This window comes from Polaribacter sp. R2A056_3_33 (assembly GCF_019278485.1).
Lineage (GTDB): Bacteria > Bacteroidota > Bacteroidia > Flavobacteriales > Flavobacteriaceae > Polaribacter.
Window position 1 is genome coordinate 1743140 of the sequence record NZ_CP058984.1, and the last position, 12467, is coordinate 1755606.

General features: G+C 32.3%; 10 protein-coding genes. 4 read left to right on the plus strand and 6 right to left on the minus strand.

Translation table 11 applies throughout. The annotated features are described in order from the left end of the window. Positions 1–19: 19 nt before the first annotated feature. Positions 20–1807, minus strand: coding sequence for an L-fucose isomerase (locus H0I29_RS07385; RefSeq protein WP_218732179.1), 1788 nt, complete (start codon positions 1805–1807; stop codon positions 20–22). Between the two features lie 21 nt (positions 1808–1828). Beyond that, the gene (gene rhaD / locus H0I29_RS07390; protein ID WP_218732180.1) at positions 1829–2623 is read right to left on the minus strand and encodes a rhamnulose-1-phosphate aldolase; all 795 of its coding nucleotides are present in this window, start codon (positions 2621–2623) and stop codon (positions 1829–1831) included. Between the two features lie 99 nt (positions 2624–2722). On the opposite strand from rhaD, the gene H0I29_RS07395 reads away from it, so the two are divergent. The 3 genes from H0I29_RS07395 to H0I29_RS07405 all read left to right on the plus strand — a co-directional run bounded on the left by H0I29_RS07395 (position 2723) and on the right by H0I29_RS07405 (position 5777). Then, positions 2723–3622: an AraC family transcriptional regulator gene (locus tag H0I29_RS07395; protein WP_218732181.1), complete on the plus strand. Its 900-nt coding sequence runs from the start codon at positions 2723–2725 to the stop codon at positions 3620–3622. A gap of 263 nt (positions 3623–3885) precedes the next feature. Further along, a complete protein-coding gene (gene aldA, locus H0I29_RS07400) occupies positions 3886–5325 on the plus strand; it encodes an aldehyde dehydrogenase (protein ID WP_218732182.1) in 1440 nt (479 codons plus the stop codon). 122 nt (positions 5326–5447) lie between these two features. Further along, positions 5448–5777 carry an L-rhamnose mutarotase gene (locus tag H0I29_RS07405; protein WP_218732183.1) on the plus strand — a complete coding sequence of 110 codons (330 nt, stop codon included), beginning with the start codon at positions 5448–5450 and terminating at the stop codon, positions 5775–5777. Positions 5778–5917: 140 nt separating this feature from the next. Here the strand turns inward: H0I29_RS07405 and nagB are convergent, their stop codons facing one another. The 4 genes from nagB to H0I29_RS07425 are packed head-to-tail and all read right to left on the minus strand — an operon-like array spanning position 5918 to position 11225. Continuing rightward, positions 5918–7846: a glucosamine-6-phosphate deaminase gene (gene nagB, locus H0I29_RS07410; protein ID WP_218732184.1), complete on the minus strand. Its 1929-nt coding sequence runs from the start codon at positions 7844–7846 to the stop codon at positions 5918–5920. Between the two features lie 32 nt (positions 7847–7878). Then, positions 7879–9198 carry a sugar MFS transporter gene (locus H0I29_RS07415; RefSeq protein ID WP_218754951.1) on the minus strand — a complete coding sequence of 440 codons (1320 nt, stop codon included), beginning with the start codon at positions 9196–9198 and terminating at the stop codon, positions 7879–7881. A 52-nt stretch (positions 9199–9250) separates the two neighbouring features. After that, positions 9251–10309, minus strand: a complete 1059-nt coding sequence (locus tag H0I29_RS07420) for a phosphotransferase (protein WP_218754952.1) — start codon at positions 10307–10309, stop codon at positions 9251–9253. A gap of 1 nt (position 10310) precedes the next feature. Then, the gene (locus H0I29_RS07425) at positions 10311–11225 is read right to left on the minus strand and encodes a sugar phosphate nucleotidyltransferase (protein WP_218754953.1); all 915 of its coding nucleotides are present in this window, start codon (positions 11223–11225) and stop codon (positions 10311–10313) included. Positions 11226–11381: 156 nt separating this feature from the next. On the opposite strand from H0I29_RS07425, the gene H0I29_RS07430 reads away from it, so the two are divergent. Then, positions 11382–12419 carry a LacI family DNA-binding transcriptional regulator gene (locus H0I29_RS07430; protein ID WP_218732188.1) on the plus strand — a complete coding sequence of 346 codons (1038 nt, stop codon included), beginning with the start codon at positions 11382–11384 and terminating at the stop codon, positions 12417–12419. The last annotated feature ends 48 nt before the right edge of the window (positions 12420–12467 follow it).

A 12467-nucleotide genomic window follows, 5' to 3' on the forward strand; every position in this document is an offset into this window, starting at 1 on the left:
TTGTTAAAAAAGTGTTTTATTATTCTTTGAAACCATATAAAGGTCCGTAATTATCACATGCTCTATAATCTGCACCTTCTAAGTTTTCACCGAAAGCAGACCATGCGCTAGGTCTAAATACATCATCTTCAGAAACATTGTGCATGTTTACAGGGATACGTAACATAGACGCTAATGAAATTAAATCTGCACCAATATGTCCGTGAGAAATTGCACCATGGTTTGCTCCCCATTTAGCCATCACTGTATATACATCTTTAAAGAATCCTGTACCAGTTGTTCTAGGTACAAACCAAGTTGTTGGCCAAGTAGGATCTGTTCTGTCGTTTAAAACATTATGTACATCTTCTGGTAACTCAACACTCCAACCTTCTACAATTTGTAAAACAGGTCCAATTCCTTTAATTAAGTTAATTCTACACATCGTTAAAGGCATTTCTGCTTTTGTTAAGAAATTAGAAGAGAATCCTCCTCCTCTAAAATATTCTACGGTAGCAGGTGGCCATTTTGTATTATCTAAACATCTCTGAACATCATCTTTAGTAATGTCCCAGAATGCTTTCATTGTTGCATTTCCATCAGCATCTTGTTGTTGTGCTGTTGCATCTAAAGTGGTAGAACCAGAATTAATTAAGTGAATAATTCCGTTTTCTGCCAATCCTGTTAATTTTTTACCAGTAACTCTTTCTACAGATTCTGGACTCCAATATGTTCTTACATCAGAGAATAACTGTGCTTTATTAGTCAATAAGTGACCAAATAACATAGAAATTGCATTTAAACAATCGTTTTCTGTTGCAAATGTATATGCTTGACGAATTCCGTTCCAGTCGAAAGAAGAGTTTAAGATAGACTCTGTAAAATCTGCATTTGGTTGGTAATCTGTCCACTGACGTTGTCCTTGGAAACCACCCATAATAGCGTTTCTTCCCTTAGATTCTTCACCAAATCCCATCTCTTTCAATTTAGGATTTCCGTTCATTAAATCTTTACAGATTAAAGTCATTTTCACAACTTTTTCCCACTCAGCATCTTTTTGCTCACGCGTTTTTTGTGCTTCAGGATTGTTTCTATCTTCTCCTTCTTTACAGTTTTCTTTTGTCCAAGCTAATGCTTTTGCATATTCTTCTTGATCAAAAATACCCTCATCTATACGTCTTAATAACTCAACAGATTCTACAAATTCTGCTCTTACGCCTAAATAGTCTTGTAAAAAGTTTACATCAACCATAGAACCAGCAATACCCATAGAACTATATCCAATAGATAAATAAGATTTTCCTTTCATTTGAGCAACGGCTAAAGCACCTTTCGCAAAACGAATAATTTTTTCTGAAACATCTTGAGGAATGGTCTGATCTCCACCATCCTGAACTTCTTTACCATAAATACCAAATGCTGGTAATCCTTTTTGAGAATACCCTGCTAAGGCAGCAGCTAAATATACCGCTCCTGGTCTTTCTGTTCCGTTAAATCCCCAAACTGCTTTAGGTAATAATGGGTCTGTATCCATTACTTCTGTACCATAACACCAACATGGTGTTACTGTTAAAGAAACTTCTACACCTTCTCTTTTAAATTTATCTGCACAAGCAGCAGCATCTGCAACACCTCCAATAGTAGTATCTGCAATAACACATTCTACTTTTTCTCCACTAGGGAAACGTAATGTTTCTTCAATTAATTTTGCAGCCGCTTTGGCCATATCCATCGTCTGAACCTCTAAAGATTCTCTTACTCCTAATTCTCGTCCGTCTATAACAGGGCGAATTCCTATTTTTGGTAATCTACCTATAAGTCTACTCATTATATATAAATTTTTTAAGTCCTATGTAAATTGTTCTAATTCTGTTAATTGCTCGTTAGACAAACCTGCTGGTTTAAAACCTGCTGCCCAACACATCATTAACATTTTTGCTCCTTTGTTAGCTACATCTAAAAAGTCCCAAGCTTTCATTACATCTGGTGCTGTAGAAGTTGCTCCGTGTTTTTCCCAAAGAGATACGTTTCTTGTTTTAAAAGCTTCCATAGTTACTTCTGCTAAGGCAGCAGTACTAGATAAAGCGTAAGGAGTACAGTGAATTCCTTTAGGTACAAATACTTTTACCTCTGGACACATCATCCAAATTTGTCTATTTAATTCTTCTTCATTATCAAATAATTCATGATGACTCATACAGATTAACTCAAGTGGATGTGTATGCACAACCGCTAAGTTTTCTGGGTGATGAATAGAATTAAATAAATGGATACTTGCATGAGAAATTAACTCACAAGTTGGTCCAAAATTAGGTCTTTTTCCACCCCAAATAATAGAATAAGCTGTTGCAGTTTCGTTAATGTAAAGAATACAAGAAACTTCTTCTAACATGTCTACTAAATCTCTTAAATAACAACCAGTACCAGTAATATAAAGTACAAAACCAGCTGATTCTTTAGGGAAATCGAAAGGAACTTCTGTACCAATTCCTTCCACTTCTTCTTTTTTAAAGAATGAAGTTAAGTTCATTGATATGTTTCCTGCATTTCTTTCTGCCCATTCACGTTGCCATAAATAACCAGCAACGGTTGATACTTTTTTTAATTCTATCTCTACTTCTGATGGAAGGCTTAATGTTTTCATAATATTTAGTAAATTTGATATCACAAAGATATTTACGAATGACATGTAATTAAATATTCAAAATCTGTATTTTTGTATCTAATTTAAACAATTCACTAATTGACGTTTTCAAAAAACATAGCATTGGGAGACCCTTCTTCTAATTATCAAAATTTTATAGATTTAAAATTGAGACTGTTGTGTTGTAGGTATTGGTTGTTAAATTTATGGGATTGCCATGATATGATTTTTCCTTTTTGGAGAATTTATTGGAATAGAAATGAAGGCGGTGAATTAATTCATCTAGAAGATGTATATAAAATGACACCAGATACTTTGTATATAATTCCACCTTTTACTTCTTTTTCCTCTCGTTTTTCTAAAAAACATGTTTATAACGATGGCATCCATGTTTCTGGTAGGCATTTAACAAGTGATTATGAAGAAGAAGATTATTTAGAATCCTCTTTAATTCATTTTTTTATTCATTTTAATTTAGGGGTTCCTTTCGATAATGTATATCCGGGTATTATAGAAATTGAAGTAACAGATTATTTAAGAGACCGATTAGAGTATCTTACAGAAAGATTAAAAATAGAAAATAAAGATTTTAAATTGACCTTTAATTTAAAATTACAGGCATTTATTAAAGAAGTGTTGACTAATATTGGTCCAGAGCTTTGGAAAGCGATTAATATAGATGACCGTGTTTTAAAAGTGATTCGTTTTATTGAGGCGAATATCAGTAAGAAACTAACCAACACAGAAATTGCAGCTATTGTAAATATGGCACCTAATTCTTTTGCGCGCTTATTTAAGGAAGAAATGCATATTACGTTGCATAACTTTATTCAGAATAGAAAAATTGCAAGATCTTGTGAGTTGTTCGAGCATACCAATAAAACAATAGAAGATGTGGCTTTTAATTTAGGTTTTTCAGATAGATATCATTTTTCTAGAGTATTTAAATTGGTTACAGGTTTAACACCTGGAATTTATAAATCTGGTAAATATACATAAATAGATACGTGGTGTTTTTTGTAAGTGCGTCTTTATCTGTTGCAAATAAAGAGGTATGGTGTTTTTTTTTATTTCTATTTTATAGTTATGTTTAAATTATACATTTTATTGCATAATATGGATAAATTTTTTAATCAGATATATTTATAAGTTTGCCTATTGGCTTTAACCACCAATACCACTAGGACGAAAGAAGTACGGAAGTTCACCATGATTTTCTCTTACTTCTTCATTAAAAATACCACTAACTAATAAAATATATTATGCAGCAATTTCAACAATTTATCAACGGAAAATTTGTAAAATCGACTTCAGCAGAAGTAACAGAAGTTTTAAATCCTTGTACAGAAGAAGTTCTTTCTACCATACCACACGGTAGTATAGAAGATGCTAATAATGCATTAGATGCCGCTCAAAATGCGCATCATGCTTGGAAATCTCTTCCTGCAATTCAAAGAGCCAATTATTTAAATAAAATGGCAGACGTTATTCGTGAAAACAGAATATTTTTAGCCAAAACTTTAGCTTCAGAGCAAGCAAAAGTAATTGGTTTGGCACAAGTAGAAATAGATGTTACCGCAGATTATTTTGATTATTATTCAGGTTTTGCAAGAAGAATAGAAGGAGAAATTATACAAAGTGACCGTAGTAAAGAACATATCTTTTTACACAAGGCCCCAATTGGAGTAGCTGTAGGTATTTTACCTTGGAACTGGCCATTTTTTGTTATGGCAAGAAAAGTAGCAGCATCTTTAATTACAGGAAATACTTGCGTAATTAAACCAAGTTGTATTGCCCCAAATACCATAATGGAATGGGCTAAAATGATTCAAAAAATTGAATTGCCAGCAGGTGTTTTAAATATAGTTTGTGGTTCTGGTCCTATTGTTGGAAATGCTTTAAGTAAGAGTCCTACAACGGGTATTATCAGTTTAACGGGTAGTGTTTTTGCGGGGCAAAAAGTTATGGAAGCAGCCTCTGCAAACATTACAAAGGTTTCTTTAGAGTTAGGTGGTAAAGCACCGGCAATTGTTTGTGCAGATGCTAATTTAGAATTGGCTGTTAATGCGATTGTTACTTCTAGAATTACTTATAGCGGACAAATATGTAATTGTGCAGAACGTGTGTATGTAGAAGAATCTATTCACGACCAATTTTTAGAAATGGTAACTGCTAAAATGAAAGCGGTAACAGTAGCAGATGCTTTTTCTGATGACAATCCAGATATGAGTGCTTTGGTTTCTAAAGATCAATTAGATAAAGTATCTGAAATGGTAGAATTTGCCAAAAAAGAAGGTGCAGAAGTATTGGTTGGAGGATCTAGATCTCCACAATTTAATAAAGGGTATTTTTATCAACCTACTTTGTTAACCAATATAAGACAAGACATGCAAATTATGCAAGAAGAAGTATTTGGTCCTGTTTTACCAGTGATGAAATTTAGTACTTTGGATGAAGCTATTGCCTTGGCAAATGATTCAGAATTTGGATTAACATCCTCTATCTTCTCCGAAAACTTTAACAAAGTAATGCATGCTGCAGAAGAATTACAATACGGAGAAACGTATATTAATAGAGAGCATTTTGAAGCTATTCAAGGTTTCCATGCAGGTTGGAAAAAATCTGGTTTAGGTGGTGCAGATGGTAAACATGGTATGGAAGAATATCTTCAAACTAAAGTTGTGTATGCACAATACAGATAAAATAGTTTAAATACAGCTAGGAAGCACTTTTAATTTTTAGAAATTTACTGATTTCGATTTATTAAAAGTGCTTTTTTTATAACAGTTTATGGGATTCGTAATTATGAAAATTTATAAATAAAATGACAAAATATTGTTTCGCTTTAGATTTAAAAGATGATGAAAAACTAATTTCAGAGTACAAAAAATATCATCAAGAAATTTGGCCAGAAATCACAAAAAGTATCGTTGATGCAGGTATTTTAAACCTAGAAATTTTTAATGTACACAATCGGTTATTTATGATCATGGAGGTGGATGCTTCTTTTTCTTTTGAAGAGAAAGATAAACTTGATAAGAACAATGTAAAAGTACAAGAATGGGAAGTGCTCATGTGGAAATACCAAAAAGGTCTTCCGATGGCTAAAAAAGGGGAGAAGTGGGTTTTAATGGATAGAATATATCAGTTGTAGAAATAAGTATTTAAAAGGTACGAGCGAGACGCTCGCATTAGCTTTCAAAATGTGAATATTGAATAAAAAAAACCTCAACTTTTACAGTTGAGGTTTATAATTTGATTCTTTTTTATTTTGGTATTAAAGTAATAGATTTTCTAATAATGCCATCTTACAAATGCTTCCATAGCTGCGTAATGAGATAAACCTAATTGGTCATATAATTCTGCAGTTTCTCTATTTCTGTCTTCTGCACGTTGCCAAAATTCTCTACTATCTGCTCCTTGAAAAACAACTCCGTCTTTTTGAGATTGATGTTTGAAAATTCCTTTTCTTTTTTCTAAAACTTGGTCTGGTCCCATTGGTACTGCCATTTCTATTTCATCAATTCCCCATTCTTGCCATGCACCTCTGTACAACCAAACCCAACAGTCTTTCATAAACTTTTTAGGTTTTAGTTCTCTAACAGCTGCAAAAATGGCATCTAAACATACTTTATGAGTTCCGTGTGGATCTGCTAAATCTCCAGCTGCATAAATTTGATGCGGCTTAATTTTTTCAATCAAGTCTGCTGTTATTTGTACATCTCCAACTCCAATTGGATTCTTTTTTATCGCTCCAGTTTCATAGAACGGTAATTCCATAAAGTGAATTTGAGTATCTGGTAAACCTATAAAATGACTGGCTGCCCTTGCTTCTCCTTTTCTAATTAACCCTTTAATGTATCTAACTTCTGGTGTATCTATTTCACTCGCTTTCTTGTTCTTTAAAAAGTCTGCAGCTTTCTTGTATATTGCATTGGCTTCAGAATTATCAATTCCAAATTTATCATTATAATCACACACAAAACTTGCAAAACGTAATGCTTCATCATCTGCAACGGCAATATTACCAGAGGTTTGGTATCCAATATGTACTTCATGTCCTTGCTCGTGTAATCGCTTAAAAGTACCACCCATACTAATAACATCATCATCTGGATGCGGACTAAAAATTAAGACACGTTTTTTAGCTGGTTCTGCTCTTTCTGGTCGTTTACTATCGTCTGCATTTGGTTTTCCACCTGGCCAACCGGTAATAGTATTTTGTAATTTGTTAAATATTTTTATGTTGATATCATACGCAGGACCTGAGTCTGCTAACAAATCACTCATTCCATTTTCTATGTAATCAGCATCTGTTAACATTAAAATTGGTTTCTTCAAATAAAGGGCTAAACTTAAAACGGCTTTTCTAGTAAGCGTATCCGTCCAAACTACTTTTTCTACCAACCAAGGTGTATTGATTCTTGTTAATTTAGAAGCTGCTGCTTGGTCTAAAATAAAAGTTGCATTTCTGTGTTCTTGCAAATAAGAGGCTGGTACTAAGCTAGTAATCTCATCTTCTACAGAAGCTTTTATAATATTAGATTTGCTTTCTCCCCAAGCCATTAAAATGACTTTTTTAGCCTCCATTATTTTTTTAACACCTAGAGTAATTGCAGTTCTTGGTGTGTTTTCTAAACCAGAAAAATCTCCACTAGCTGCTACTCTTGTAATGTGGTCTAAGGCAACCAACCTTGTTTTAGAATTTTGAAGCGATCCAGATTCGTTAAAACCAATATGACCATTTCCTCCAATTCCTAAAATTTGCAAATCAATACCACCTAAAGCTTCAATTTTTGCTTCATATTGATCACAATAATCTCTTATAGCTGCTTTTGATAATGTTCCGTCTGGTACATGACAGTTTTCTGGTAAAATATCTATGTGATTAAACAATTGTTCTTGCATAAAACGCACATAACTATTTATAGAGTCTGGTTCCATTGGGTAATATTCATCTAAATTAAAAGACACTACGTTCTTAAAACTTAAACCTTCTTCTTTGTGTAATCTTACCAATTCTGCATACAATCCTTTCGGTGAAGAACCTGTTGCTAAACCTAAAATACAAGGTTGTCTTTGCGATTGTTTTACCTTAATAAGACTTGCAATTTCTTGTGCAATTGATTTTGAGGCTGATGTAGAATCTTCATAAACGATAGTTCCGATATTTTCGAATCTTTTTTCGAAACCTGTCGCTTTGTCTATAGTACTTTTTAACATAATATGTAGTTTGTTAGGTTTGAATTTTATAATTATTTACTCCAGCTTTTTATTTTATGTCCCCAAACGGCGAATAATAAAACAATAGCATAACAAGGTATTAAGATCCAATAACTGCCCGTTGCTGCAGTTGCTAATGCATCTGCTTCTTGCAGGCCATTGGTAATTAATTCATGTTTATTTGCTTCTACAATTCTACCATACAATGGTGGTATTATCGCTCCTCCAGAAATAGCCATAATTAAAAGTGCCGAAGCTGTTTTAGTATGTTTACCTAAACCATCTAAAGTTAATGGCCAAATTGCTGGCCAAACTAATGCGTTAGAAATACCTAAAGCTGCAACAAATAAAACAGAGGTAAACCCTGAAGTAGATATTATAAGAACACTAAAAATAATACCTAAAATAGCACTAATAACAAGCGCTGTTTTTTGTTGTATATATTTAGGGATTAATAAGACACCTAAAGCGTAGGTTGCAACCATTGCCATTAAGGTGTATGTAGTAAAGAATTTTGCATCTGCAGCTGGTATGCCTAATGAAATTCCGTAAGCAATAATAGTATCTCCAGCAATTACTTCTGCACCAACATACACAAATAAAGCTAGAACCCCCATCCACAAATGTGGGTAGTGAAATATGGTTTTAGTTGATGAAGATTCTCCGTCTGTTAATGCATCTTCTTCTGTAGCTTCTACATTAGGTAATGCAGCTTTTCTAATTAGAAAAGCAAAAATGAATAAGACAACAGCCATTACAATATATGGTGTATGCACACTGTCTGCCATGGTATCTAAAAGAACATTTTTTTCATCAGCAGAAACGTTTCCTATTTTCTCGTTTACATCATCTATACCAGATAATAATAACGCACCAAAAATGATAGAACCTAAAGCGCCTGCAACTTTATTTGCAATTCCCATCATTGCCATACGTTTTGCACCACTCTCAATAGGGCCCAAAATAGTAATATAAGGGTTGGCTGCAGTTTGGCAAATAGTCATTCCAATTCCTTGAATAAAAATAGCTAATAAAAACATCCAATAAGTACGTGCTTCGGCGGCGGGTATAAAAACCAATGCACCGATTGCCATAATTGCTAAACCTAATGATATACCATTTTTATAACCTGTTTTAGAAATGATGTAAGAGGCAGGTAATGCCATTACTACAAATGAAATGTAAGATGCTGTAGCTACTAAATATGCCTGAGTTTCCGTAAGTTCATTAATGGTTTTCATGAATGGAATAAGCGCTCCGTTTATCCAGGTAACAAAACCGAAAATAGCGAAGAGTCCTCCAATGATCATAATTGGGACTAGGTTGTTTTGAGATTTAGTAGTCGTGCTCATAAGATTTAAATTAGTTTGTATTGTTTAATAGATTTCAAAGTTTGGAATTTAATTATAATTTTTTGGAAAAACTCTCTATCAATTTAAATTGATTTTTTGCTCTGTCTAAATTATGATCTTGGTAATTTGTTTTGTAATAAATATCATTGTTTAAATAGTCTGTTAAAAAACGCAATGCCATTATAAATATCATTGTTTTTGCGGCTAAGGGTAAATATTTTAACTCTTTTTCTGTTAAGGTATCTTTTGTTTTTTCTAAAAACCCTTTTTCGTATGCTTTGTAATAGTCTAAATTGAATTCTACCTTAGACAAATCTGTTTCATCTTCTGCGGCTGTGTTACAAATTGTTCTAATAGCATCGCCAAAATCATAATGAATTATACCTGGCATTACGGTGTCTGTATCTATCATACAAATGCCTTTGTTCTCTTGTGTAAATAGCGAATTAGATATTTTTGTATCGTTATGTGTAACTCTTATAGGAATTTCACCTGCATCTTTTAAGTTTTGAAGAATATGCATTTCTTCCTTTAAATCTGTTACTATTTGTATGTAATCTGCTGCTTTTGTTAAGCGGATTTTAGAAGCACTTTGTATAGAAGAAGCATACTGCTTAAAGCGAAAAGCCATGTTATGAAAATTAGGAATTACATCTATTAATTGACTGCTGTCAAAATCTGATGTTAAGTTTAAGAAGTCTCCTAAAAGTTTTCCGCCTTCGTAGGCAATTTCTTTATCTTTTACAATTTCGTGTGTCACGCTATTGTCAATAAAAATCATCACATTCCAGAAATTTACACCTTCTTTGTGATAATAAGAATTACTATTCTTTTCTTTTATAAAGCTTAAAACTGTCTTATTTAAGACTTCGTCTGAAGCGTTTGGACATTTGCTTCTAATATGATTACTCGTTAATACTTTATTGTTTACCAACCCCGGAACATCTTTAAAAACAATTTGATTGATTCTTTGGAGTATGTAATTAGTATTGCCATCTGTTTTTATTAAAAAAGTATCATTTATATGCCCAGAATTTAATTCTGAATGACTTTTATAATTACATTGATGGTCGAACTCGTTAAAAATAGAGATAATCGTTTCTGTTTTCATATTAGTTCCATAATTTAGTTGGATACACTCCGCTTTCTTTCAGTTTGTTAATCTCTAATTGCGCTTTTTCCTTATCATCACTATAGGTAACTCCAAACCATTTAGAGTCTGATTCTAGTACTTTTACAGATGCTTTTTTAGACGCCAACATTGTATTCACAATGGTTGGTAAATAAAATTCTGCTTTTAAGTTTTCTTTCGTTTTTTCTAAGAAATCTAAAAATAGGGCATCTCCAAACTCAAAACATTTAGGAGTAAAACCCCAGAAGTTCATAGAAACAGTCGTGTTTTCATCAATAGGAACCATTTCTCCGTTATCATCTTCACTTTTTAGTACTCCTTCTAATTTTTCAATTCTAACTCTTTCGGTAACATCAGTTAAAAAACCGTTTTCATCAACGGTACATTCTCCTCTAGATACATAACCGTTTTCTGAAATTGTATTTTTTAAAGAATAAGCTACCATACTAAAATCATAACTATTTTTATCTGTATTTCTTAGCTGTTCTGCAATGGCAACAAAAGCTTGTCTGCTATAAAAATCGTCAGCATTTATAATGGCAAAATTTTCTTTTATTACATCTTTGGTCATTAATAAAGCGTGGCCTGTTCCCCAAGGTTTTACCCTTTTTGGATTTCTATATTTTTCAGGTACGTTTTCTAATTCTTGAAATACATATTCTACGGCTATTTTACCTGCTAATTTTGTGTTGTAAATATTTTTAAATTCTTTTTCGAATGTTTTACGGATGATAAAAACTACTTTACCAAAACCAGCATGAACTGCATCATAAAGAGAAAAATCTATAATAGTATCTCCTTCTTTGGTAAAACTGTCCATTTGTTTTAATCCGCCGTAACGACTTCCCATTCCTGCTGCTAAAATAACTAGTGTAGGTTTATTTTTCTCACTCATAATTAGTTGATATTTAGTCAGTATTATTGTTTTTATTATGTTACAATGCTTTCTGATTGAAACAAAAATATATATATTATTTTGTGTTACCAAGAGAATAGTAATAAAATGTGCTCGAACACAGTTATTGAAACAAAAAGGTATATATTTGCTTTGATGAAGAAATATACTATTAAAAATATTGCAGAATTAGCAGGTGTATCTAAAGGAACGGTAGATAGAGTTATTCATAAAAGAGGCAAAGTATCTGCATTAGCTTTAGAAAAGGTAACTGCTGTTTTAAATGAAATAGACTACAAGCCAAATTTGCTTGCCCGAAGTCTAAAAAACACCAAAGATTACCACATTTGTGTTGTTTTACCAGATTATACTAAAGATGCTTTTTGGTTGCCGTGTTATGAAGGTATTGTAGCAGCAGTAAATGAGTTTGCATCTTTTGGTGTTTTTATAGAGCCTTTCTTTTTTCATCCTAATAATGTACATTCTTTTGTAGAGGTTAATAATAAAGTATTAGAATTATCGCCAGATGCAGTTTTATTGGCGCCTTTATTTTATAAGGAAACAGTAGGTATTATTAATAAATATGCCCTTAAAAATATTATTGTTAGCAAATTTAACAACCAATTAGAAATTGAAAATACTAAGAATTTTGTTGGTCAAGATTTATTTAAAAGTGGAAGAATAGCTGCTGGTTTGCTACAAATGATTATCAAAAAAAATGCTACGATAGATATTATTCATGTCGATGAAGATTTTAATAATTCTATTCACATGCAGGAAAAGGAGAAAGGTTTCAGAGATTATTTTGATGAAATACAAAATTCTGATTATAAAATTGTAACCCATAATTCTAAACAATCTGACCTAGCAAATAATTTAGATTCTATATTTTCTGATTCTTTTACTTCGGACGCTATTTTTGTGACCACGTCTAAAGTTTATGAAGTTGCGGAATTTATTAAAAGTAAAAATTTGAATAATGTAAAACTGATTGGCTATGATTTATTGGAAGAGAATATTCAATATTTAAAAGAGAACGTTATAGATTTCTTAATCCATCAAAACCCTAAAAAACAAGTGTATTTAGGTCTGAATTATTTAGTTGATTTCTTTCTTTTTAATAAAGAAATACCTGCTAAAAGCTTATTGCCTATAGATATTATTACGAGCGAGAATATAGAAACGTATTTATAACATAAAAAGCACTAAAAGAAAATCAATCTTTGTATGGATTGCTTATTC

Excerpts from the sequence above, each read along its gene's own strand:
- H0I29_RS07385 (WP_218732179.1), bottom strand. The coding sequence starts at position 1,807 with ATGAGTAGACTTATAGGTAGATTACCAAAAATAGGAATTCGCCCTGTT.
- rhaD (WP_218732180.1), bottom strand. The coding sequence starts at position 2,623 with ATGAAAACATTAAGCCTTCCATCAGAAGTAGAGATAGAATTAAAAAAA.
- aldA (WP_218732182.1), top strand. The coding sequence starts at position 3,886 with ATGCAGCAATTTCAACAATTTATCAACGGAAAATTTGTAAAATCGACT.
- H0I29_RS07405 (WP_218732183.1), top strand. The coding sequence starts at position 5,448 with ATGACAAAATATTGTTTCGCTTTAGATTTAAAAGATGATGAAAAACTA.
- nagB (WP_218732184.1), bottom strand. The coding sequence starts at position 7,846 with ATGTTAAAAAGTACTATAGACAAAGCGACAGGTTTCGAAAAAAGATTC.
- H0I29_RS07415 (WP_218754951.1), bottom strand. The coding sequence starts at position 9,198 with ATGAGCACGACTACTAAATCTCAAAACAACCTAGTCCCAATTATGATC.
- H0I29_RS07420 (WP_218754952.1), bottom strand. The coding sequence starts at position 10,309 with ATGAAAACAGAAACGATTATCTCTATTTTTAACGAGTTCGACCATCAA.
- H0I29_RS07425 (WP_218754953.1), bottom strand. The coding sequence starts at position 11,225 with ATGAGTGAGAAAAATAAACCTACACTAGTTATTTTAGCAGCAGGAATG.
- H0I29_RS07430 (WP_218732188.1), top strand. The coding sequence starts at position 11,382 with ATGAAGAAATATACTATTAAAAATATTGCAGAATTAGCAGGTGTATCT.